The organism is Streptomyces sp. NPDC014889 (assembly GCF_043081205.1).
Taxonomy (GTDB): Bacteria; Actinomycetota; Actinomycetes; order Streptomycetales; family Streptomycetaceae; genus Streptomyces.
In genome coordinates this window covers 252,042-275,390 of record NZ_JBIBWH010000002.1, presented here as the reverse complement: position 1 = coordinate 275,390, position 23,349 = coordinate 252,042, and the positions used below count along the sequence as shown (strand labels likewise).

Below are 23,349 nucleotides of genomic sequence, written 5' to 3'. Positions count from 1 at the left end.
GGGGGCAATGTCAGAGCTGACCCTCACGGTCATGCGGCTGGGTTTCCTGGCCGTACTGTGGCTGTTCGTGATCGTGGCCGTGCAGGTCATCCGCAGCGACCTGTTCGGTACGCGCGTCACCCAGCGGGGGTCCCGCAGGGAGCCCGCCCGGCCGCAGCAGGCCGCGCGCCAGGCCGCGGCACCGCCGCAGCAGCGCGGTCAGCAGGGCGGCGGCCGCCAGCGCCGCAACGCCCCGACCAAACTCGTGGTGACCGAGGGCATCCTCACCGGCACCACCGTCGCGCTGCAGGGCCAGACCATCACCCTGGGCCGCGCGCACGACTCCACGATCGTGCTGGACGACGACTACGCCTCCAGCCGCCATGCCAGGATCTACCCGGACCGCGACGGCCAGTGGATCGTCGAGGACCTCGGATCCACCAACGGCACATACCTGGACCGGACCCGGCTGACGACCCCCACACCGATTTCGCTGGGCGCGCCGATCCGCATCGGCAAGACCGTCATCGAGCTGCGGAAGTAGTACGACTAATGAGCGAGCGGAGCGAGCACGCAGCGGCGGCCGGCACCCCGGGCCTCGGCGCGCTCCCGACCGGAGGGTGGGCACCGTGCGGATGTACCCGGAGCCGACGGGCGAGGTGCGCATGAGTCTGTCACTGCGCTTCGCCGCCGGATCGCACAAAGGCATGATCCGCGAGGGCAATGAGGATTCCGGTTACGCCGGCCCGCGCCTGCTCGCGATCGCCGACGGAATGGGCGGCCAGGCCGCCGGCGAGGTCGCCTCCTCCGAGGTGATCTCCACCATCGTCGCCCTCGACGACGACATCCCCGGCTCCGACATCCTCACCTCGCTCGGCACCGCCGTACAGCGCGCCAACGACCAGTTGCGCGCCATGGTCGAGGAGGACCCCCAGCTGGAGGGCATGGGCACCACGCTCACCGCCCTGCTGTGGACCGGCCAGCGCCTCGGACTGGTGCACGTCGGCGACTCGCGCGCCTACCTCCTGCGCGACGGCGTGCTGACCCAGATCACCCAGGACCACACCTGGGTGCAGCGCCTCGTCGACGAGGGACGCATCACCGAGGAGGAGGCCAGCACCCACCCGCAGCGCGCCCTGCTCATGCGCGCCCTCGGCAGTGGCGAACGCGTCGAGCCCGACCTCTCCATTCGCGAGGTGCGCGCCGGCGACCGGTACCTGATCTGCTCCGACGGCCTCAGCGGCGTCGTCTCCCACCAGACGATGGAGGAGACCCTCGCCGGCTACCAGGGCCCGCAGGAGACCGTGCAGGAACTGATCCAGTTCGCGCTGCGCGGCGGCGGCCCCGACAACATCACCGTCATCGTCGCCGACGTCCTCGACCTGGACACCGGCGACACCCTCGCCGGACAGCTCTCCGACACCCCGGTCGTGGTCGGCGCGGTCGCCGAGAACCAGAACCACCTGCACGACAACGGCATCATGCAGACCCCCGCCGGACGCGCCTCGGGCCTCGGCCGCCAGGTGCCCGGACAGGGCGGCGGTGGCGGCGAGTTCGGCCCGCCCGGCTCCGGCGGCGACACCGCCGGCTACGCCCCCGCGGGCGGCTTCGGCGACTACGGCGAGGACGACTTCGTCAAACCCCGCAAGAGCCGCAGGTGGCTCAAGCGCTCCTTCTACAGCGTGCTCACGCTCGCGGTCCTCGGCGGCGGCCTCTACGGCGGCTACCGCTGGACGCAGACGCAGTACTTCGTCGGCGCCAACGAGGAGCACGTCGCCCTGTACCGGGGCATCAGCCAGGACCTGGCCTGGCTGAAGCTGTCGAAGGTCCACACCGACCACCCCGAGATCGAACTCAAGTACCTGCCGCCCTACCAGCAGCAGCAGGTCAGAGCGACGATCACGGCGGGCGGTCTGGCCAACGCCCAGAAGAAGGTCGACGAGCTGTCCGTGCAGGCCTCCGCGTGCAAGAAGGAGGCCCAGCGCCGCACCGCCGAGGACAAGAACGGCGCGAAGACGGAGGAGGGCCGGGCGGGCGGTACCGCCGGCACCGACGCCACCACGGGAACCACCCGCACCGCCTTCACGTCCAAGGCGACACCGGCGCCGAACCCGTCGTCGACGGCCAAGTCCCCGTCCTCCCCGTCCACGTCCGCCACCGCGTCCACTCCCAGCCCCGGCCCCACTCTCTCGGAGGAAGAGCAGAAGGTCGTCTCGCTGTGCGGTAAGCAGTAGGCAAGCCGTGAGAGGCCCTGTCACACGATGAGCAGCACTACCAACCCGTCGACGCAACACACGTCCACGATCGGCGCGATCGGCGCGCCCAGCCGCCGCAACACCGAGCTTGCGCTGCTGGCCTTCGCCGTCGCCATCCCGGTGTTCGCCTACGCCAACGTGGGCCTGGCCCTCAACGGCCAGGTGCCCGCGGGTCTGCTGAGCTACGGCCTGGGCCTCGGCCTGCTGGCCGGCGTCGCGCACCTCGTCGTCCGCAAGTTCGCCCCGTACGCGGACCCGCTGCTGCTGCCGCTGGCCACGCTGCTGAACGGGCTCGGACTGGTCGTCATCTGGCGCCTGGACCAGTCGAAACTGCTGCAGGCCATCGACCAGGCGGGAACGGCCGCGCCCCGTCAGCTGCTGTACACGGCGCTGGGCATCGCACTGTTCGTGGTCGTGATGATCTTCCTCAAGGACCACCGCGCCCTTCAGCGCTACACCTACATCTCCATGGTCGGCGCGCTGATCCTGCTGCTGCTGCCGCTCGTGCCGGGCCTCGGCGCCGACATCTACGGCGCCAAGATCTGGATCTCGGTCGCCGGATTCTCCATCCAGCCCGGTGAGTTCGCCAAGATCGTGCTCGCCATCTTCTTCGCCGGCTACCTGATGGTGAAGCGGGACGCGCTCGCCCTGGCCAGCCGCCGCTTCATGGGCCTGTACCTGCCCCGCGGCCGCGACCTCGGACCCATCCTGGTCGTCTGGGTGATGTCGATCCTCATCCTGGTCTTCGAGACCGACCTCGGCACCTCGCTGCTGTTCTTCGGCATGTTCGTCGTCATGCTGTACGTGGCCACCGAGCGGACGAGCTGGATCGTCTTCGGTCTGCTGATGTCCGCCGTCGGCGCCGTCGGCGTGGCCAGCTTCGAACCGCACGTCCAGCAGCGCGTCCAGGCCTGGCTCGACCCGATGAAGGAGTACGCGCTCAGCCAGAAGGGCGTCAGCGGCCACTCCGAGCAGTCCATGGAAGCGCTGTGGGCGTTCGGCTCCGGCGGCACCCTCGGCTCCGGCCTCGGCCAGGGCCACTCCGACCTCATCAAGTTCGCCGCCAACTCCGACTTCATCCTCGCCACCTTCGGCGAGGAGCTGGGCCTGGCCGGCCTCATGGCGATCCTGCTCGTCTACGCCCTGATCGTGGAACGCGGCGTGCGCACCGCGCTGGCCGCCCGCGACCCCTTCGGCAAGCTGCTCGCCATCGGACTGTCCGGCGCCTTCGCCCTCCAGGTCTTCGTCGTGTCCGGCGGCGTGATGGGCCTCATCCCGCTCACCGGTATGACGATGCCCTTCCTGGCGTACGGCGGTTCCTCCGTGCTCGCCAACTGGGCCCTGATCGGCATCCTTATCCGGATCAGCGACACCGCCCGCAGACCGGCGCCCGCACCCGCCTCCAACCCCGACGCCGAAATGACCCAGGTGGTCCGCCCGTGAACAAGCCCCTGCGCCGAATCGCGATCTTCTGCGGTCTCCTCATCCTCACCCTGCTCATCCGGGACAACTGGATCCAGTACGTCAAGGCGGACACCCTCAAGAACGACAAGCACAACCGCCGCGTCACCATCGCCCGATACGCCACCCCGCGCGGCGACATCATCGTCGGCGGCAACCCGATCACCGGCTCGGTCGAGACCAAGAGCAACGGGCTCAACGACCTCAAGTACAAGCGCACGTACAAGGACGGCCCCATGTGGGCGCCCGTCACGGGTTTCGCCTCACAGTCCTACGGCGCCGACAAGCTGGAGAGTGTCGAGGACGGCATCCTCACCGGCAACGACGACCGGCTGTTCTTCCGCAACACCCTGGACATGATCACGGGCAAGCCCAAGCAGGGCGGCAACGTGGTCACCACGCTCAACGCGGCCGCGCAGAAGGCCGCCTACGACGGCCTGAAGAAGGTCGGCGGCAAGGGCGCCGCGGTGGCCCTCGACCCCGCCACCGGCAAGATCCTCGCCCTGGCGTCCTACCCGTCCTACGACCCGTCGTCGTTCGCCGGCAGCTCCAACAAGGACGCCGAGGCCTGGAACAAGCTCCAGAAGTCGGCCGACCCCAACGACCCGATGCTGAACCGGGCGCTGCGCGAGACCTACCCGCCGGGCTCCACCTTCAAGGTGGTCACCGCGGCCGCCGCGCTGGAGAACGGCCTGTACAAGTCGGCGGACGAGGCCACCAAGTCGCCGCTGCCGTGGATCATGCCGGGCACGACGACGCCGCTGCCGAACGAGGGCAACATCCCCTGCGAGAACGCCACCATGCGCGTGGCGCTGCGGGTGTCCTGCAACACCGTCTTCGGCAAGATCGGCGCGGACCTCGGCAACGACAAGATGCTCGAGGAGGCGAAGAAGTTCGGCTTCGACAGCGAGCAGTTCACGCCGGTGCGCAGCAACGCCTCGGTGTTCTCCGACAACATGAACGCGTCGCAGACGGCCCTGTCCTCCATCGGCCAGTTCAACACCGCCGCCACCCCGCTCCAGATGGCCATGGTCGCCTCCGCCGTCGCCAACGACGGCAAGCTGATGAAGCCGTACATGGTCGACAAGCTCCAGTCGCCCAACGTGGACACCCTGGAGCAGACGGAGCCGCAGGAGCTGAGCCGGCCGCTCAGCTCGCAGAACGCCCAGATCCTGCAGTCGATGATGGAGACCGTCGTCAAGGACGGCACGGGCCAGAGGGCGCAGATCAACGGCGTCACGGTCGGCGGCAAGACCGGTACCGCCCAGCACGGCGTCGACAACAGCGAGAAGCCGTACGCCTGGTTCATCTCCTACGCCAAGCTCGCCGACGGCAGCTCGCCGGTCGCCGTGGCCGTGGTGGTCGAGGACAACAACGCCAACCGCGACGACATCTCCGGTGGCGGCCTGGCGGCGCCCATCGCGAAGAACGTCATGGAGGCGGTCATCCGCGCCAGGCAGTGAGCCCCGTCACGTCTCCTTCACATCGGTGCACGTTGCGATACCGGTCCTGTATCGGGTGACGGGCTTGGCCAGGTCACACAGAGCGAGCCGGGTACGGTAGGCCCGGACAGCAGCCTCCGGCGGCACAAGGGTGCCGGTCGGGACCGACGGAGAGGGCTGGTAGGTAGCTATGGAAGAGCCGCGTCGCCTCGGCGGCCGGTACGAGCTGGGCCATGTGCTCGGCCGTGGTGGCATGGCGGAGGTGTACCTCGCGCATGACACCCGGCTGGGACGCACCGTGGCGGTGAAGACGCTCCGCGCCGACATGGCGCGCGACCCTTCCTTCCAGGCCCGGTTCCGCCGGGAGGCCCAGTCGGCCGCCTCGCTCAACCATCCCGCGATCGTCGCGGTCTACGACACGGGCGAGGACTACATCGACGGGGTCTCGATCCCGTACATCGTGATGGAGTACGTCGACGGCTCCACGCTCCGTGAGCTGCTGCACAGCGGTCGCAAGCTGCTGCCGGAGCGGTCCATGGAGATGACCATCGGCATCCTCCAGGGCCTGGAGTACGCCCACCGCAGCGGCATCGTCCACCGCGACATCAAGCCGGCCAACGTCATGCTGACCCGCAACGGCCAGGTCAAGGTCATGGACTTCGGCATCGCCCGCGCCATGGGCGACTCCGGCATGACCATGACCCAGACCGCGGCCGTCATCGGCACCGCCCAGTACCTGTCTCCCGAGCAGGCAAAAGGCGAGCAGGTCGACGCGCGCTCGGACCTGTACTCGACGGGTTGCCTGCTCTACGAACTGCTGACGGTCCGGCCGCCCTTCGTGGGCGACTCCCCGGTCGCGGTGGCCTACCAGCACGTCCGCGAGGAGCCGCAGCCGCCGAGCGTCTTCGATCCCGAGATCACGCCCGAGATGGACGCGATCGTGATGCGGGCACTGGTCAAGGACCCCGACTACCGCTACCAGTCGGCCGACGAGATGCGTGCCGACATCGAGGCCTGCCTCGACGGCCAGCCGGTCGCGGCCACGGCCGCCATGGGCGCGGTCGGCTACGGCGGCTACCCCGACGACCAGCCGACGACCGCCCTGCGCCCCGACGCCGGAGCCGCGGGCGCGACGACGATGCTGCCGCCCATGAACCCGGACGACGGCGGCTTCGGCTACGACGACCGCCCCGACCGGCGCCGTCAGAAGAAGTCCAACACCTCGACGATCATGCTGATCGTCGCCGGCCTCCTGGTCCTCGTCGGCGCGATCTTCATCGGCATGTACGCCTTCAGCGGGAACGACGCCGGCAACGACAAGCTGACCGTGCCCAACTTCATCGGCCAGACGAAGACCGAGGCGCAGAACTCGGCCGACAACGCCGGCATCGAAGTGGCCTTCACCCAGGACACCTGCGACGACCAGCCCAAGGGCAAGGTCTGCTCGCAGGACCTCAAGTCCGGCGAGGACATGAAGAAGGGCGACACGGTCAACCTGGTGCTGTCGACCGGGGCACCGAAGGTGACGGTGCCCAGTGTCCTCGGCCTGAGCTTCGACGCGGCGCAGTCCCAGCTGAAGGACGCGGGCCTCAACGTCGAGAAGGAGACCCAGGAGTCCAACCAGGAGCCCGGCGTCGTCATCGCCCAGGACGTCAAGGGCGACACGGAGGTGGAGAAGGGCTCCACCGTCACCCTCACCATCGCCAAGCCCGTGGCGAAGTCGACGGTCCCGGACGTCACCGGCCAGACCTGCGACGAAGCTGTGGCCCAGATGGAGCAGAAGGACCTCAAGGGCGAGTGCGTCGAGGACCCCACGCCCGTGACGGACCCGAACCAGGACAACAAGGTCACCTCGACCGTTCCGGGCGCCAATGAGTCGGTCGACAAGAACTCCAAGGTGACCATCAGGATCGGCAAGCTCCAGCAGCAGAAGGCACGGGTGCCGAAGGTCGTAGGCCTGCGCCTGGCGGACGCCAAGCAGCTTCTGGCGCAGAACGGCTTCACCCAGATCCAGTTCGCCGAGGGAAGCAACCAGGACGACAACGCCCTGGTCTTCAAGCAGGATCCGCCGGAAGGCCAAGAGGTCGACGACCCCGGCAGCACGCCGATCACGCTGACCGCCTTCGGAGGCGGCGGTAACAACGGCAACGGCAACGGCGGCTTCTTCGGCGGCTGACCTCGCCCCACCGACACGCAGAGCCCCGGTTCCCCTCCTGCGAGGGGAACCGGGGCTCTGCGGTACGCCAGGTCAGCTCACCGCAGTTCCGCCGGCGGAGTCCGCTCGGCGTCCACCTTCTCCGTGCGGACCAGTTCGCCCCAGACCACGTACCGGTAGCGGGAGGTGAACACCGGGGTGCAGGTCGTCAGGGTGATGTAGTGGCCGGCCTTCTTGACGCCCGACTCCTCGGGGACCGAGGACAGGACCTGGACGTTGTACTTGGAGGTCTCCGGGAGGATGTCGTAGACCTTGTAGACGTACCACTTGTCCTTGGTCTCGAAGACGACCGGATCGCCCACGCGCACCTTGTCGATGTTGTGGAACTTCGCGCCGTGGCCGTCCCGGTGGGCGGCGAGGGTGAAGTTGCCGGCCTTGCCGGACGTCGGAAGGGTCGCCTTGGCGGGATCCACGTAGTAGCCGGCCACCCCGTCGTTCAGCACCTCCGCCGACGTGCCCTTCTTGATCAGGACCTCGCCGTTGTGCATGGACGGCACGTGCAGGAAGCCGATGCCGTCCTTGGTGTCCAGCGCTCCGGGGCCGCCCGGCACGGAGTGGGCCCATTCGTCGCGGACCTTGCCGCCCTCCCGGTCGGCCTTGCGGTCCGCCAGGACGTTCGTCCACCACAGGGAGTAGACGACGAACAGGCCGAGGACCAGACCCGCCGTGATGAGGAGCTCACCGAAGACGCTGACGGCGAGGGCCAGCGGGCCGGTACCCCGGGGGCGCCGCCCCCGGCGGGCGCCCGACGCGTCACCGTCCCCTTCGCGGCCCTCGGTGTGCCCTGCCGTGTCGTCCGTGGTCGCTGCCACTGTTCATCCGCCCTTTAACTGACGAGCGCATCCGGCTTGCCCTTGCTGCGCGGCCGTTCCTCGACCATCTTGCCCCAGACGATCATCCGGTACTTGCTGGTGAACTCCGGTGTGCAGGTGGTCAGCGTGATGTAGCGGCCGGGCCCGGTGAAGCCCGATCCCTTCGGAACGGGATCGAGGACGCTGATGTTGGCCGGCGAGGTCACCGGCAGGATCGACGCCATCTTGTAGACGTAGTACGTGTCCTGCGTCTCCACGACGATCGGGTCGCCCGGCGAGAGCTTGTTGATGTACCGGAACGGCTCACCGTGCGTGTTGCGGTGGCCCGCCAGCCCGAAGTTGCCCGTCTTCGCGTCCGGCATCGCCGTGTTGAGGTCGCCCTGCCCGTAGTGCCCGACCATGCCCTTGTCCAGGACCTTCGCCTTGCTGGTGCCCTCCGCGATGGGGACCACGACATCCAGCTTCGGGATGTGCAGGAGGGCGAAGCCCTGCCCCGGCTCGAACGTCCCGGGGCTGCGCTTGCCGCTCGCCCAGTCGTCCTGCAACTGGTGCGCCTCACTGCCCGCCTGCGCGTGCGCCCTGACGTTCGTCCACCACAACTGGTAGGTGACGAAGAGCAGCATCACCACACCGGTGCTGATGAACAGCTCGCCGATGACGCGGCTCGCGATCACGGCCGGGCTCGCCCTGCGCGCCCGCGCCTGCCGCCGCGCCTCCACCCGGGACAGCGGCGCCGACGGCCGGTCCGCCGGGCTCTCCTCCTCCGGTACCGGGCCGCCCTCGGCCCCACGACGGCCGTGACGGCGCCTGGCGGCCTTTCTGCGGGCCGCGCGCCCACCCGGCGGGGGTTCGGCGGCCCGCGCCCCGGAAGACGCGCCAGGCGGCGGTTCCGGGATCCGCAGCGCCATCGTCTCCTCGTCGACGGGAGGCAGATACGCCGTCGCGTCGCCCGAGGACCCGTACGACGCCCCCGCCGCGCCCTGCTGGGGCGCCGCGCTCGACTGGGGCACGTTCTTCTGCTGGGGCGTCGCCGCCTGAGGTCCGTAGGAGGGTGCGTAGGGGTCCTGGGGCACGCCCTGCGCTCCGGCGCCGTACCACTCCTCGAACGCGTCCGGCCCCCCGTACGACTGCTGCCCGTACGAGGTGTCCGTCTCGCGCTCGGGGCGCAGCGCGGTCACGCCGTGGCCCTGCCCACCACCGGGGCGAGCCCCGCCGACCTCGCCACGGCCTCCTTGTCGCCGCACTCCGCCAGCCAGTTGGCCAGCATCCGGTGCCCGTGCTCGGTCAGCACCGACTCGGGGTGGAACTGCACGCCCTCGACGGGGAGTTCACGGTGCCGCAGGCCCATGATGATGCCGTCGTGGGTGCGTGCCGTGACCACCAGCTCGTCGGGCACGGTCGCCGGCTCGGCGGCCAGGGAGTGGTAGCGGGTCGCCGTGAAGGGCGAGGGCAGGCCCGCGAAGACGCCCGTGCCCTCGTGCTCCACCAGCGAGGTCTTGCCGTGCAGCAGCTCGGGCGCGCGGTCCACCACACCGCCGTAGGCCACCTGCATCGACTGCATGCCCAGGCACACGCCGAAGACGGGGACACCGGTCGCGGCGCAGTGCCGGACCATCTCCACGCAGACACCGGCCTGCTCGGGCGTGCCCGGCCCCGGTGAGAGCAGCACGCCGTCGAACCTGTCCTGCGCGTGCGCCGTCGACACCTCGTCGTTGCGCAGCACCTCGCACTCGGCCCCCAGCTGGTACAGGTACTGGACCAGGTTGAAGACGAAGCTGTCGTAGTTGTCGACGACGAGAATCCGCGCACTCACTGGTTGTCCACCGTCACATCGTTGAAGGGAAGCAGCGGTTCGGCCCACGGGAAGACGTACTGGAACAGGGCGTAGACCACGGCCAGGACGAGCACCAGTGAGATCAGGGCCTTCACCCACACGTTCCCCGGCAGATGCCGCCAGATCCAGCCGTACATGCCGTCCCTTCCGTCTCCCACGGCACCAGACTCACGCCGTACGCCACCAGACTAACGGCGCGGCGCCCGAGGTTTCCCGGCCTCCGCGAGCCGTGCGGAAACCGCCTGCGCCCGGACGTACGTGGCAACAGCGTCGATCACCTCAACGACCGCGGACCCTGTTTTGTACGGCCCTTTGTCGATCCGATACGCGAACCAGGCCGTTTGGTTCACCAGTGCGACCGACGCGCCTACTTCACGGGCTTCGCGTAGTGCAGGTCCACCGTGCCCGAGTAGCCGGGCAGGGTCGCCGTTCCGTCGTCGGTGACCTTCCAGCCCAGGCCGTAGACGTTGACGTACACCATGTAGTTCTGGATCGCCGGGGAGTCCGCGAGCGCCTTCTGCAGCTTCTCCGGATCGCCCACCGCCGTGATCCTGTACGGCGGCGAGTAGACGCGGCCCTGGAGGATCAGCGTGTTGCCCACGCAGCGCACCGCGCTGGTGGAGATCAGCCGCTGGTCCATCACCTTGATGCCCTGGGCGCCGCCGTTCCACAGCGCGTTGACCACGGCCTGGAGGTCCTGCTGGTGGATCACCAGGTAGTCGGGCTGCGGGTCGGGGTAGCCGGGGAGCTTCGCGGTGGCGTCCGGCGGGGCGTCGTTGAGCGTGACGGTGATCGCCCTGCCCTTGAGCTTCTGTGTGCCCGCGCCCTTCTCCAGGCCGGTCAGCCTGCCGTCCTGGGGCTTGCCGCCGTCGTCGCGCGCGGCGAGGGACTCGATGTCGTCGCGCAGGGCGGCGTTGGACTCGTCGAGTTCCTTGTTCTTCCGGCTGCGCTCCTGGACGAGGTCGGACAGCTTCAGCAGGGACGTGTCCGTGCGGATGTTGGTGCCCTTGGCCGTGTTGAAACTGGTGAAGAAGATCAACCCGGCGAGGGCGAAGACGGCCACGGTCATGATCCGCACGGGCCTCGGGCGGCGCGTGCGGGCCGGGCCGGCACCCGTCCCCGGGAAGTCGGCGGAATTGCTCAACGTACCCTTATCTCCTTCGGCGCCGCGGAAGCACTACGCTAACGGACGTCCGGGGGAGTGCTCAGTGTGCCCTTGTACGCTGCTCCGGAGCCAGCCCAGTTCCCTGCGCGGCCACCAGCGCATCGACAGGAGAGACCCTCGTGCCGAAGTCACGTATCCGCAAGAAGGCCGACTACACGCCGCCGCCCGCCAAGCAGGCGGCGAGCATCAAGCTGGAGGGCCGCGGCTGGGTCGCGCCCGTCATGCTGGCGCTGTTCCTCATCGGCCTGGCCTGGATCGTCGTCTTCTACGTGACGGACGGCTCACTGCCCATCGAGGCCCTCGGCAACGTGAACATCGTCGTGGGCTTCGGCTTCATCGCCGCCGGGTTCGCCGTCTCCACGCAGTGGAAGTGACGTCGTCCTGCCGGTGAACGCAGCACTGCCCACGACTGTCCGCTGAGTTATCCACAGGCCGGTGAAAATTTCCACATGCGGCCTGGGGAAAACGCTGATGATCTGTGGATAACCCGCCTGCCGTTGACACCGGTATGACTGTCACACTGCTCATCCAGAACGCGCACGCCCCCTGCCTGACCTGCGGCAACACAGGTCATCGGCAGGGGGCACACGCGTTCCCGCACGCTATGCACAAGATCCGACACCGGCTGTGGACAACGGACGCTCTCAGGTGAGCTGAACCGTTCTGAGCAGCGTCAACACGACGACGACCGCCAGCACCAGCGCACAGGTGCCGTACTGCACCAGGTTCCGCCGTTCGCGGGGAGCGTGCACCATCGCGTACCCCACCACCAAACCGGCGACCAGACCGCCGATGTGCGCCTGCCAGGCGATGTGGAAGCCCGGGGTGAAAGTGAAGATCAGGTTGATCACCAGCAGGACGATGATCGGCCGCATGTCGTAGTTGAGCCGGCGCATCAGCACCGCGGTGGCGCCGAACAGGCCGAAGACGGCCCCCGAGGCGCCGAGCGAGGCCTGGTCGGGCGAGGCGAGCAGATACGTCAGCGCTCCGCCCGCGAGCCCGGAGACGAAGTACAGCGACAGATAGCGCAGTCGGCCAAGGGCCGCCTCCAGGGGGCCGCCCAGCCACCACAGGCTCAGCATGTTGAAGCCGATGTGCCAGATCTCCTGGTGCGTGAACATGGAGGTCACCAGGCGGTACCACTCGCCGTCCGCGACACCCGAGGTGGGGGTGAAGGGCGCCGGCGGCCAGGCGCCGAGCAGGACCAGATCCCCCAGGAGCGAGGAGTCGACGTTGACCGCGATGAACACGGCGACGTTGATCCCGATGAGGATCTTGGTGAGCAGACGGGGGTCGGCGGTCATGGTGCCGCCGGCCAGCGTGCGGGGCCGGGTCGCGGCGGGCGGGTGGCCGGTGCCGGAGCCGCCGCGGACGCAGTCCGGGCACTGGAAGCCCACGGACGCGTCGACCATGCACTCGGGGCAGATCGCCCGGTCGCAGCGGGCGCAGCGGATTCCGGTCTCGCGACCCGGATGGCGGTAGCAGGCCGGCAGGCGGTGGGCGTCCGGCGGGTTCTGGTCCGCCGGGTCCTGGCCCGTCGGGCTGCCTGGTGCCTGGTCCATGGGGTTCCCCTCGATTCGTCCTGCTGGTCCTCCGCGAAGCACGGCCGCGGCTGCTCGTGGGCAACGCACCGCCCCGCCCATCCTTACGGACAAGCGGGGCGTTTGGTTCCCTCGCGGAGCTGTCGGGACGAGCCCTTCACTCAGCCTTCGCGGGTCTCGACGACGACCGACTCGATGACGACGTCCTTGAGCGGCCGGTCGGTGCGCGGGTTGGTCTGCGCGGCCGCGATGGAGTCGATGACCTTCTGGCCGGCCGTGTCGGTGACCTCGCCGAAGATGGTGTGCTTGCGGTTCAGCCAGGCCGTCGGAGCGACGGTGATGAAGAACTGCGAGCCGTTGGTGCCCGGACCCGCGTTGGCCATGGCCAGCAGGTAGGGCTTGTCGAAGGAGAGGTCCGGGTGGAACTCGTCCTTGAACTGGTAGCCGGGACCGCCGGTGCCGTTGCCCAGCGGGTCACCGCCCTGGATCATGAAACCGCTGATCACCCGGTGGAAGACCGTGCCGTCGTAGAGCTTCGCCTTGGACTTCTCGCCCGTGGCGGGGTGGGTCCACTCACGCTCGCCAGTGGCGAGTTCGACAAAGTTCCGGACCGTCTCGGGAGCGTGGTTCGGCAGGAGCCGGACCTCGATGTCGCCGTGGTTGGTCTTCAGGGTGGCGTAGAGCTGCTCAGCCACGATCTGCCTTCCGTTGTCTTCCTGTGACTCCCCGATCCTCGCACGGCCCGTGCCGTGCGTCGCCCGGCGGTCGGTTCCTCGGGCGGATCCGCCGGATTCGGTTGCGGAAAACCGGGCTGCTTCTCCCGGGCGGGAGCGCGGCGCGGCGATCCGTGGCATTGTCGACGACAAGCTCCTGTTGCTCCGTATTCATCCCCCACGACTGATCCCCTGCCGCACGTGGCCGTCTACGGGCGGACTCCCGATCGGCAGGGCCGGCGCGGTGACCACGGTCGTCACTCGTGACCCGGATGCCCGGTCGCACATGCCGCCGGGCCCGTTGGCAGGCATGATCCGTAAAAGGGTGGAAAGTCGAATTACCGTACGCCACCGAGGAGGAGGAACCCGTGACCCGCATCAACAGCGTGCGCGCCGCGACCGGCTCGGCGAAGGACAGCGTGCTGCACGCCGCGGAAGTGGTGGCGCCCTACGCCGACACGGCCAGGGAAAGGGCCGCGCACTACGCACACGAGGCACGCGTACGGCTCGCGCCGAAGGTGACGCTGGCCGCCGACCAGGCCCGCGTCCAGTACGGCGCCTATGTCGCACCCCGACTGGAGCAGGCCCGTACGCAGGCCATGGCCCATGTGCCGCCCAAGGTCGATCAGGCCGCCCAGGACGCCGCCGAACGGACCCGCCGGGCCGCTCGGCAGGCCGCCGAGTACTCCCGGCCGCGGATCGAGCAGGCGCTGGCCGCGGCGACGCCGGTCGCGGACGAGGCCGCCGCGCGCGGTGCCGCCGCGCTGGTGGCGCTGCGCGGTCAGGTCCCGGCCCGGAAGATCCAGAAGCTGGCCCGCACGCACCAGCGGCGTGCGCGGGCCGGCCGTGTGGTGAAGCTGCTTGCGCTGGCGGGCGCGCTCGCCGGCGGCGCCTTCGCCGCCTGGAAGTGGTGGGACAAGCAGGCCAACCCCGACTGGCTGGTGGAACCGCCGGCCGCGACGGAGGTGCCCGAGTCGGGCCGGCTGACGTCCGTGGACGGCACCGGCCAGTCCGTCCTCGACCCCGAGGTCCAGGCGAAGCAGGACGAGGAGGCGGCCGACCGCGACGAGCAGGGCTGACCCTCCGCCACCGACGAAAGAGCCCGCCCGACCGGTGTTCCCACAGGTCGGGCGGGCTCTCGCCGTGTTCGCGCGGCTCACGAAAAATGCCCCCCGAAGCCGCGTTTTCGCAGGTCGGAGGGCATTTCACCGGTGGAGCCTAGGGGAGTCGAACCCCTGACATCTGCCATGCAAAGACAGCGCTCTACCAACTGAGCTAAGGCCCCGGATGCCGACATCCGGCCGGAAGATCCGTCCACCGGTCGGGTGCCGCAGACCAGAGTACCGGGTCACCCCCCGGATCTCGCAAAAAGATGGGGGCTCCCCGCGGCCGACCACTCTCCGTAAGATGCTCCGCGTGGTTCGCTACAGCGAACCGCGGTATTTGGGGAAGCGATGGGGAGACGCAATGGACGCCGCACAGCAGGAAGCCACCGCAAAAGCGCGGGAACTGCAGCGGAACTGGTACGGGGAGCCGTTGGGGGCGCTCTTCCGTAAGCTCATAGACGACCTCGGGCTCAACCAGGCCCGGCTGGCGGGGGTTCTGGGACTGTCCGCCCCGATGCTGTCGCAGCTCATGAGCGGCCAGCGCGCGAAGATCGGCAATCCGGCGGTGGTCCAACGGGTGCAGCTGCTCCAGGAGCTGGCGGCCCAGGTGGCGGACGGCAGTGTCAGCGCGGCCGAGGCGACCGAGCGCATGGACGAGATCAAGCGGTCGCAGGGCGGCTCGGTGCTCAGCAACTCCACGCAGATGTCGAACACTTCGGGGGCGCCGACGGTCAAGCGGGTGGTCCGCGAGATCCAGTCGCTGCTCCGCTCGGTCGCGGCGGCCGGTGACATCATCGATGCCGCGAACACCCTCGCCCCCACCCACCCCGAACTGGCGGAATTCCTCCGGGTGTACGGCGCGGGCCGCACCTCGGACGCGGTCGCGCACTACCAGTCCCACCAGAACTGACGCCCCCGGGGAGTCGTATCGCGCGTCGGGGGGATGCGAGGGGGACAGCCGCAGGGGGAGGAGCGACGCACAGCCATGGGTGAGGTCTTCGCCGGCCGGTACGAGCTGGCCGACCCGATCGGGCGCGGTGGAGTCGGCGCGGTCTGGCGGGCCTGGGACCACCGCCGTCGCCGGTACGTGGCCGCCAAGGTCCTTCAGCAGCGCGACGCGCACTCCCTGTTGCGGTTCGTGCGGGAGCAGGCGCTGCGGATCGACCACCCCCATGTGCTCGCACCGGCGAGCTGGGCCGCCGACGACGACAAGGTCCTGTTCACCATGGACCTGGTGGCCGGCGGCTCCCTGGTCCACCTGGTCGGGGACTACGGTCCGCTGCCCCCGGCGTTCGTCCGCACCCTGCTCGACCAGTTGCTGTCGGGCCTCGCCGCGGTGCACGCGGAGGGTGTCGTGCACCGCGACATCAAGCCCGCCAACATCCTGCTCGAGGCCACCGGGACCGGCCGGCCCCGGCTGCTGCTGTCGGACTTCGGCATCGCGATGCGGCTGGGCGAACCCCGGCTGACGGAGACCGACCTGGTGGTGGGGACGCCGGGTTACCTCGCTCCCGAGCAGATGATGGGCGCCGAACCGGACTTCCCCGCCGACCTGTTCGCCACCGGTCTGGTCGCCCTCTACCTGCTCCAGGGTGCCAAGCCGGACGCCAGAGCGCTCGTGGAGCATTTCGCCGAGCATGGAACTCCCGGTGCGCCCAAGGGCGTTCCCGAACCGCTGTGGCAGGTCGTGGCCACCCTGCTGCAACCCGATCCGCAGGCCAGGTTCCGTACGGCGACGGGCGCGCGCAAGGCTCTTGTCGCGTGCGCCGAGCTCCTGCCGCAGCCGGGTCCCGACGACGAACTGATCGAGATCTTCGACCAACTCGGCCCGCTGCCACCGAGCTTCGGACCCGAGGGTCCACTCACCCGGAGCCCTGGGGTGACGGTCGGGCAGGCGGCGGCGTCCGCTTCCGCCGGTTCGGACACTGGTTCCGGGGCTCCCGGTGCCGGGGGCGTGCCGGATCCGCGTCCCGACCCCCGGGTCGGGACCGGGACGGGGCCGAAGGCGGCCGGCAGCGGTGTGCCGCCGGGGCCGCCCCAGCCCTCCACCATGTCCGACACGGGCAGCTTCCACCTGCCACCGCCTCGGACCGCCGCCCCGGCACTGGAGGTCCCGCCGCCCCAGGCCGCTCCCCCGCAGGCTGTTCCATCCCCCGCTGTGCCCCCGCGGGCCGTCCCCCCGGCACCCACGGCCCCGCCCGCGGTCCACGTCTCCCCTCACGACCCCACCCAGGTGCCGTCCTCCCCCGAGCCGCGGCAGCGCGCCGATGTCTCCACTGCTTCGTACACCGCCCAGGACCCGCGTGTTCCCGTTCCGGCGCGGGGAAGCTCGCGCCACCGCGCCGGACGCCCCCGCCGCCCGGGCCCGCCCAAGGCGGTGGCGATCCCGCTGCTGCTTCTCGCGCTGACCTGCTACGCCGTCGGTTTCTGGGCGCTGAGCCGGTTGTAAGGCGCGCCACGGGCCGCCCTACGGGGCTTCGGCCCTGCGCCGGGCGAGCACGGTCCACACCCCGAGGACGGCCAGCAGGACCGTTCCCGCGCCGATCCCGCCCACGGCGAGCGCCCGGAGCGCCGCGGAGCGGTCCGCCGCCCCGGCCGGGGCCGCCGCGGCCCGGTCGTGGGCGGTGACCTCGAAGAGCTGCTCCGGTTCGGGCCGGCCCGCGTAGTCCGGCCCTGGCTGGGCCGTGCCGTCCACCCGTACGCGCAGGACCAGACCGTAGGGCCCCTCACCGAAGGAGTCGGCGGTCTGGGCGGCGAGGTGCACGACCAGGTAGTGGAGGCCGGCGAACCGCATCCCCTTGACCTGGGCGGTGATGCCGTGGCGGTTGGCGTGGGCGACCGGCGGCACGGGTGCGAGGACGGCGGACGTCTGCCGGCCGCTGTAACCGGCGTACGCCTCCTCGACGTATCCGCGCACCGGGTTGTAGAGCGACAGGGTCAGCGCACCGTTCACGTAGCCGCTGCCGCCGCTGGAGCTGCCCAGTTCGGCGCCGGCGTTCAACTGCTGTCCCCAGTCGACCGGGACCTGGTAGAAGAGGGTCTGGCCGGGCCGGATCCGGGTGCGCCACACGCCTTGCCCGACCGTGCTCGCCCCGGCGAACCCGGCGCCGCCGGCCCGTTCGGCCGCCTGGCCGGTGACCGGCTCGGGCGAGGCGGAGTTCCAGGACCCGGGTGCGCTCGTGGCCGCGGCGCCTTTCAGCGGCGGCTCCGAGACGGCGGCGAGTTCCAGGGGCCAGGTGCCGGACGAGGATCCCTCGGCGCCGACGCGTTCAACGAGGACGTAGTACGAACCGGCGCCCTGGCACAGGGTGCGGCCGGAGGAGACCTCGCGCGCGCCCCACACGGCGACGGGATGCGGACTGCGGCTCGGGCCGAAGCGGGCGGTCTGCGCGGAGCAGGAGGCGCCGCGGGCGTCCTGGACCGAGATCCTGAGGCCGTCGGTGGCGGCGACCTCGGTGCCGGCTCCGGGCACCGCCGTGGCGGAGACGTAGGCGGTGGAGGCGGCGTCCAGGTCGAGGCGGTAGTAGAGCCCGCCACTGCCCGGCAGGGAGCTCCGGTAGGTGTGGCCCGGTTCGAGGCGTGCGGCGTCGGTGGTGCTCGTGGCTCCCGCGACGGACCGGGCGCCGTCGGCGAAGGCGTACGGGTCCGGTTCGCCGGCCGCGAGGGCGCTCGGCCCGGGGGCGGCCGCCGCGAGGCACAGCGCCGCCGCGGCCACGGCCAGACGCACGGCGAGGCCCCGCAACGGATGCCGGTCACGCCGGGGGCGCCCTGCCGTCGCCTGCCGTCCCGCCCCACGCCGTACCATCCCGCGCCACCCCTCGCGTTCCGTCCCTCCGGACGTCGCCCATCATTCCCCGAGGGCCGCTACGCCATCCGCACCTTCACTGGGCGCACAGGCAACAGCGGTCTCAATAAGCGACGCCTACCCCACCCTCCGCGACCCCGCAACACGAGAACCGGCCCTCCCCAACCCGGGGCCCCACAACACAAAACCCCGACCGCTACGGCGGTCGGGGCCTGCTCAGTTCGGGATGTCGGTGCTCACGAACCCGTGGGCACGGAGTCAGTCGCCTCCGTCCACAGATCCTGCTCGGCGCGATCCGCCTGGATCTGGCGGTACACGAGGAGCCCGCCGATGGCGGCCAGTGCGACCAGGAGAAGCTTCTTCACCGCGCGACCTCGTCTTTCCTTGACGTAGGGGACCTCTGGCGCCCGACTATACACACCGGCCGATACCGATCGGTGACCTGCGTCGGCTGTCAACTGCCGTGCGCGCGAGCGCAGTAGGCGAGGACAGGACCGCTCCGCTCGGAGGGTGATCGCACCCGTACGGACGGTCACTTTGGCCACCCTCCTCCCGGCTTCGCACCTTTTCACCGCTCATGCGCCCATCCGAGTGGTGTTCATCCGAAGAACGCCGCGCCACGAGCGTCGGTCCACCACTTCGCGGCGCTCATACACATGATGAGCAAAGTACGCAAATCGCCCAACCCGAAAGTGAGGGGCCATGGACCAGCACAAGATCATGAAGCTGTGGACCGCCATCGTCACCGCCTTCCTCGCGCTCTGCACGGCGCTCGGACTCATCACCACGACGGCCGCCTCCGCCGCCGCGGCCGCACCGCAGCCCGAGGCGGCGCCCAAGAGGACCGCACCGGTGCCGGCCCAGACGACGTCGTCCTTGTCCAAGCCCCACACCCCGTCACTGCCCCCGACGATGAAACAGCGCATTCGCGCCGAGGCCCACGGAAGAACCCCCGGCTGCCGTCACCGCCCGCCGACCGACGCCTTCTCCCTCGCCGCAGAGCCCCGATGCCTCCCGGCCGAACCGCCGGCCCGGCCGACCATCCCCCTCCAGCGCTGACAGGACCGCACCGGCCCGGCCGGTGCACCATCCGCACCCATGACGTAACGGCGATTCGCGTACAGCACCAGCCGCAGAACGCGAAGCTCCCCGGCCACCACGGCCGGGGAGCTTCACCTGCGTCCTCACCGGCGTCCTCCAGATTCCCGCCACCGGTCCAGCGGCTCTCCGTCCGCGCCGGACACCTTTGCTGAAGCCCCCTCGACACTCGGCAAGGACGCCCGCACCAGGCGCACGCGTCTCCGTCCCCGCCTCCACGACGGGGAATCCGGCCCCTCCACCCACCACGTGGCCCGACGGCTGATTGTCGGCCCCTGAACGCCGAAAACCCCCAACCGTGATCGGTTGAGGGTCTTCATGCTGGTGGGGCTAACAGGATTTGAACCTGTGGCCTCATCCTTATCAGGGATGCGCTCTAACCAACTGAGCTATAGCCCCGCCGCGCTCTGCGGTGTGTGTCCCGCGCGCTGACTCCTGAAGATTAGCGCACGAGGGGGGCAGTCCCAAAATCGGTTGTCGCAGGACCTTCAGCGGACGTTTCGCGACACTGCGACAGGCGCCGCCAAGGCACCACAGGGGGACCGTGGAGGCGCCGTCGCCCGGTCCTACTCGTCCTCGGCCAGCGTCAGCTCGACGCCGCCGACGAAGCCCGCGGAGAGGTTGTAGATGAAGGCTCCGAGGGTCGCGAGGGCCGTCGCCAGGACCACGTCGATCACGGCGATGATCGAGGTGAACATCAGCACGTGGGGGAGGGACAGGAACGTCTGGAGGTCGAAGCCGTTCGACTCGTTCGAGCCGGTGGCCTCGGAGATCGTCCCGCCGACCGTGGAGAACACGCCCATCGCGTTCATGACCATCCACAGCACGGCGGACGCCACGATCGTGCAGATGCCGAGGGCGATGGAGAGCAGGAAGCTGACCTTCATCACCGACCACGGGTCGGCCTTCGCCACGCGCAGCCGGGCCTTGCGGGTGCGCGGTGCGGTACGCGCGCCCGTACGCGGCCGGCGCACCGCCTGGGAGGCGGGCTCGGCCGCCGGGTAGGCCTGCGGCGGGTGGTACGGCCCGGAGGGCTGCTGCGGCTGCCGCTCACCCGGCAGCGGCGAACCCGCCGCCTGCTGACCGGCCACGGGATTCGCCTGCTGGGCCTGCGGGCCTCGGGTGTCCGTCACCGGTCCCCCCTGGGATCCATGAGTGTGGGGCGTGTGCGCGTCGGTCGCGGGCGACTTGATCGCTTGCAGATTGGTCGTATGCGTGTCCGTCGCAGGCGCGGCGGAGCCACGGCCGCCGCCGTCCGCTCCCGTACCCGTGGAGGTACCGGCCGATCCGGCGCCCGTGGCTCCGCTCACGATGACTCTCTCCTCGTGCTACTCGGCCGAGGACACCTCGCCCTCGTCCGTGCCGCTGGTCGCGGCCCCCTCGACGGTCTCGTCCACGGCCACGTCGCCGTCGACTTCCTCCGCCTCGCGCCCCGCCTCGGCGTTACGTGCGATACCGACGACGGCATCGCGCTTCCCCAGATTGATCAGTTGGACGCCCATGGTGTCACGGCCCGTCTCCCTGACCTCGTTGACTCGCGTACGAATCACACCGCCCGAGAGCGTGATGGCGAGGATCTCGTCGGTCTCCTCGACAATCAGCGCTCCCACGAGCGAACCGCGGTCCTCCACGATCTTGGCGGCCTTGATGCCGAGGCCGCCGCGACCCTGGACGCGGTACTCGTCGACTCGGGTCCGCTTGGCGTACCCGCCATCGGTGGCAGTGAACACGAACGTACCGGGTCGAACAACATTCATCGAGAGCAGTTCGTCGCCACCGCGGAAACTCATGCCCTTGACACCCGAGGTGGCACGGCCCATCGGACGCAGGGTGTCGTCGGAGGCGGTGAACCTGATCGATTGCGCCTTCTTGCTGATCAGAAGCAGATCGTCATCGGCGGAGACCAGCTCGGCTCCGATCAGTTCGTCGTCGGAACCGTCCTCCTGCTCACGCAGGTTGATCGCGATGACGCCACCGGAGCGAGGAGAATCGTAATCCTTCAGAGGCGTCTTCTTGACCAGGCCCGCCTTGGTGCCGAGCACCAGGTACGGCGCCGCCTCGTAGTCGCGGATCGCGAGGATCTGGGCGATCGCCTCGTCCGGCTGGAAGGCCAGCAGGTTCGCCACGTGCTGGCCGCGCGCGTCCCGGCCGGCGTCCGGCAGCTCGTAGGCCTTGGCCCGGTAGACCCGGCCCTTGTTGGTGAAGAACAGCAGCCAGTGGTGCGTGGTGGAGACGAAGAAGTGGTCGACGATGTCGTCTTCCTTCAGCTTCGTACCGCGCACGCCCTTGCCGCCGCGCTTCTGGGCGCGGTAGTCGTCGGTCTTGGTCCGCTTGATGTAGCCGCCGCGGCTGACCGTGACGACGATGTCCTCTTCGGCGATCAGGTCCTCGATGGACATGTCGCCCTCGTAGGGGATCAGCTTCGTCTTGCGGTCGTCGCCGAACTTCTCGACGATCGCCGCCAGCTCCTCGCTGACGATGCCGCGCTGGCGGACCGGGGAGGCGAGGATCTGGTTGTACTCGTTGATCTTGGCCTGGAGCTCGTCGTGCTCCTGGACGATCTTCTGCCGCTCCAGGGCGGCCAGTCGCCTCAGCTGCATCTCCAGGATGGCGTTGGCCTGGATCTCGTCGATCTCCAGCAGGCTCATCAGGCCCTCACGCGCGACCTCGACGGTCGCACTGCGCCGGATCAGCGCGATGACCTCGTCGATGGCGTCCAGGGCCTTCAGCAGACCGCGCAGGATGTGCGCCCGCTCCTCCGCCTTGCGCAGCCGGAACCGCGTACGGCGGACGACGACCTCGATCTGGTGCGTCACCCAGTGCCGGATGAACGCGTCCAGCGACAGGGTGCGCGGCACACCGTCGACCAGCGCCAGCATGTTGGCGCCGAAGTTCGTCTGCAGGTCGGTGTGCTTGTAGAGGTTGTTCAGGACAACCTTGGCGACCGCGTCCCGCTTCAGGACGATCACCAGGCGCTGACCGGTGCGCGAGCTGGTCTCGTCGCGGACGTCCGCGATGCCGCCGATCTTGCCGTCCTTCACCAGATCGGCGATCTTCTGCGCGAGGTTGTCCGGGTTGACCTGGTACGGGAGCTCCGTGACCACCAGGCACTGGCGGTTCTGGATCTCCTCGACCTCGACCACGGCGCGCATGGTGATCGAGCCGCGGCCGGTACGGTACGCCTCTTCAATGCCCCTGCGGCCGACGACGAGCGCGCCGGTGGGGAAGTCCGGGCCCTTGATCCGCTCGATCAGCGCGTCGAGGAGTTCCTCGTGGGATGCCTCCGGGTTCTCCAGGTACCACTGGGCACCGGAGGCGACCTCGCGCAGGTTGTGCGGCGGGATGTTGGTCGCCATGCCCACCGCGATACCGGCCGAGCCGTTGATCAGCAGGTTCGGGAAGCGGGCGGGCAGTACGGTCGGCTCCTGGGAGCGGCCGTCGTAGTTGTCCGTGAAGTCGACGGTGTCCTCGTCGATGTCGCGGACCATCTCCATCGACAGCGGCGCCATCTTGCACTCGGTGTAGCGCATGGCCGCCGCCGGGTCGTTGCCCGGCGAACCGAAGTTGCCGTTGGAGTCCACCAGCGGCATCCGCATCGCCCACGGCTGCGCGAGGCGGACCAGCGCGTCGTAGATCGAGGAGTCGCCGTGCGGGTGGTAGTTGCCCATGACGTCGCCGACGACGCGGGCGCACTTGTAGAAGCCGCGGTCGGGGCGGTAGCCCCCGTCGTACATCGCGTACAGCACGCGGCGGTGGACGGGCTTGAGCCCGTCCCGGACGTCCGGCAGCGCACGCGAGACGATGACGGACATCGCGTAGTCGAGGTACGAACGCTGCATCTCCGTCTCGAGCCCGACGGGCTCGACGCGCATGGCGAGGTCGCCGCCCTCTTCAGGGGTGACTGGAGTGTTCTCGTCGGCCAT

Annotated in this window: 20 protein-coding genes, 2 tRNA genes and 1 pseudogene; 10 read left to right on the top strand and 13 right to left on the bottom strand. The window is 69.7% G+C overall.

The features are described 5' to 3' along the window. Nucleotides 1-7 precede the first annotated feature (7 nt). From ACF09J_RS04390 to pknB, 5 genes are all read left to right on the top strand, one after another. Nucleotides 8-523 (top strand): FHA domain-containing protein, encoded by a 516-nt coding sequence (locus tag ACF09J_RS04390; RefSeq protein ID WP_392303855.1) that lies wholly within the window; start codon nt 8-10, stop codon nt 521-523. A gap of 121 nt (nt 524-644) precedes the next feature. Further along, complete coding sequence (locus ACF09J_RS04385; RefSeq protein ID WP_392303854.1) at nt 645-2,213, top strand: Stp1/IreP family PP2C-type Ser/Thr phosphatase; 1,569 nt, start codon at nt 645-647, stop codon at nt 2,211-2,213. A gap of 27 nt (nt 2,214-2,240) precedes the next feature. After that, complete coding sequence (locus ACF09J_RS04380; protein WP_392303853.1) at nt 2,241-3,677, top strand: FtsW/RodA/SpoVE family cell cycle protein; 1,437 nt, start codon at nt 2,241-2,243, stop codon at nt 3,675-3,677. Next, on the top strand, nt 3,674-5,158 hold the full coding sequence (locus ACF09J_RS04375; RefSeq protein WP_392303852.1) for a peptidoglycan D,D-transpeptidase FtsI family protein: 1,485 nt from the start codon (nt 3,674-3,676) through the stop codon (nt 5,156-5,158). Before ACF09J_RS04380 ends, ACF09J_RS04375 begins: the two co-directional genes overlap by 4 nt. A 169-nt stretch (nt 5,159-5,327) precedes the next feature. Further along, entirely contained in the window at nt 5,328-7,313 is a 1,986-nt protein-coding gene (pknB, locus tag ACF09J_RS04370) for a Stk1 family PASTA domain-containing Ser/Thr kinase (RefSeq protein WP_392303851.1), read from the top strand. Nucleotides 7,314-7,390: 77 nt separating this feature from the next. On the opposite strand, the gene ACF09J_RS04365 is transcribed toward pknB, so the two are convergent. The 5 genes and pseudogenes from ACF09J_RS04365 to ACF09J_RS04345 form a co-directional block, all read right to left on the bottom strand. After that, nucleotides 7,391-8,164, bottom strand: coding sequence for a class E sortase (locus ACF09J_RS04365; protein WP_392303850.1), 774 nt, complete (start codon nt 8,162-8,164; stop codon nt 7,391-7,393). A gap of 14 nt (nt 8,165-8,178) precedes the next feature. Beyond that, nucleotides 8,179-9,342, bottom strand: a complete 1,164-nt coding sequence (locus ACF09J_RS04360; protein ID WP_392303849.1) for a class E sortase — start codon at nt 9,340-9,342, stop codon at nt 8,179-8,181. Then, nucleotides 9,339-9,977 carry an aminodeoxychorismate/anthranilate synthase component II gene (locus ACF09J_RS04355; RefSeq protein WP_392303848.1) on the bottom strand — a complete coding sequence of 213 codons (639 nt, stop codon included), beginning with the start codon at nt 9,975-9,977 and terminating at the stop codon, nt 9,339-9,341. Before ACF09J_RS04355 ends, ACF09J_RS04360 begins: the two co-directional genes overlap by 4 nt. Then, nucleotides 9,974-10,182: pseudogene (locus ACF09J_RS04350) on the bottom strand (hypothetical protein). Before ACF09J_RS04350 ends, ACF09J_RS04355 begins: the two are co-directional and overlap by 4 nt. A gap of 183 nt (nt 10,183-10,365) precedes the next feature. Continuing rightward, complete coding sequence (locus ACF09J_RS04345; RefSeq protein ID WP_392303847.1) at nt 10,366-11,142, bottom strand: DUF881 domain-containing protein; 777 nt, start codon at nt 11,140-11,142, stop codon at nt 10,366-10,368. 140 nt (nt 11,143-11,282) lie between these two features. Between ACF09J_RS04345 and crgA the strand changes: the two genes are divergently transcribed. Beyond that, a complete protein-coding gene (gene crgA / locus ACF09J_RS04340; protein ID WP_392303846.1) occupies nt 11,283-11,537 on the top strand; it encodes a cell division protein CrgA in 255 nt (84 codons plus the stop codon). A gap of 270 nt (nt 11,538-11,807) precedes the next feature. On the opposite strand, the gene ACF09J_RS04335 is transcribed toward crgA, so the two are convergent. Further along, nucleotides 11,808-12,725 (bottom strand): rhomboid family intramembrane serine protease, encoded by a 918-nt coding sequence (locus ACF09J_RS04335; protein WP_392303845.1) that lies wholly within the window; start codon nt 12,723-12,725, stop codon nt 11,808-11,810. 140 nt (nt 12,726-12,865) lie between these two features. Next, a complete protein-coding gene (locus ACF09J_RS04330; RefSeq protein WP_392303844.1) occupies nt 12,866-13,399 on the bottom strand; it encodes a peptidylprolyl isomerase in 534 nt (177 codons plus the stop codon). A gap of 386 nt (nt 13,400-13,785) precedes the next feature. Here ACF09J_RS04330 and ACF09J_RS04325 point away from each other — a divergent pair, with 386 nt between their 5' ends. Next, nucleotides 13,786-14,496 (top strand): DUF5324 family protein, encoded by a 711-nt coding sequence (locus ACF09J_RS04325; protein ID WP_392303843.1) that lies wholly within the window; start codon nt 13,786-13,788, stop codon nt 14,494-14,496. Between the two features lie 133 nt (nt 14,497-14,629). Here ACF09J_RS04325 and ACF09J_RS04320 read toward each other — a convergent pair. Further along, nucleotides 14,630-14,702 (bottom strand) — tRNA-Ala (locus ACF09J_RS04320). A gap of 182 nt (nt 14,703-14,884) precedes the next feature. Here ACF09J_RS04320 and ACF09J_RS04315 point away from each other — a divergent pair. Together ACF09J_RS04315 and ACF09J_RS04310 are read left to right on the top strand one after the other, a co-directional pair. After that, on the top strand, nt 14,885-15,433 hold the full coding sequence (locus ACF09J_RS04315) for a helix-turn-helix domain-containing protein (RefSeq protein ID WP_392303842.1): 549 nt from the start codon (nt 14,885-14,887) through the stop codon (nt 15,431-15,433). Between the two features lie 75 nt (nt 15,434-15,508). After that, nucleotides 15,509-16,972, top strand: coding sequence for a serine/threonine protein kinase (locus tag ACF09J_RS04310; protein ID WP_392303841.1), 1,464 nt, complete (start codon nt 15,509-15,511; stop codon nt 16,970-16,972). 18 nt (nt 16,973-16,990) lie between these two features. Here ACF09J_RS04310 and ACF09J_RS04305 read toward each other — a convergent pair whose 3' ends face one another. Both ACF09J_RS04305 and ACF09J_RS04300 read right to left on the bottom strand, forming a co-directional pair. Next, nucleotides 16,991-18,328, bottom strand: a complete 1,338-nt coding sequence (locus ACF09J_RS04305) for a hypothetical protein (protein WP_392303840.1) — start codon at nt 18,326-18,328, stop codon at nt 16,991-16,993. A gap of 236 nt (nt 18,329-18,564) precedes the next feature. Next, the gene (locus ACF09J_RS04300; protein WP_003999697.1) at nt 18,565-18,693 is read right to left on the bottom strand and encodes a DLW-39 family protein; all 129 of its coding nucleotides are present in this window, start codon (nt 18,691-18,693) and stop codon (nt 18,565-18,567) included. A gap of 337 nt (nt 18,694-19,030) precedes the next feature. Here ACF09J_RS04300 and ACF09J_RS04295 point away from each other — a divergent pair, with 337 nt between their 5' ends. Continuing rightward, nucleotides 19,031-19,387: a DUF6344 domain-containing protein gene (locus ACF09J_RS04295; protein ID WP_392303839.1), complete on the top strand. Its 357-nt coding sequence runs from the start codon at nt 19,031-19,033 to the stop codon at nt 19,385-19,387. A gap of 361 nt (nt 19,388-19,748) precedes the next feature. Here the strand turns inward: ACF09J_RS04295 and ACF09J_RS04290 are convergent. From ACF09J_RS04290 to gyrA, 3 genes are all read right to left on the bottom strand, one after another. Then, nucleotides 19,749-19,825, bottom strand: a tRNA-Ile gene (locus ACF09J_RS04290). Nucleotides 19,826-19,992: 167 nt separating this feature from the next. After that, entirely contained in the window at nt 19,993-20,736 is a 744-nt protein-coding gene (locus tag ACF09J_RS04285; protein ID WP_392303838.1) for a DUF3566 domain-containing protein, read from the bottom strand. Between the two features lie 18 nt (nt 20,737-20,754). After that, on the bottom strand, nt 20,755-23,349 hold the full coding sequence (gyrA, locus tag ACF09J_RS04280; protein ID WP_392303837.1) for a DNA gyrase subunit A: 2,595 nt from the start codon (nt 23,347-23,349) through the stop codon (nt 20,755-20,757).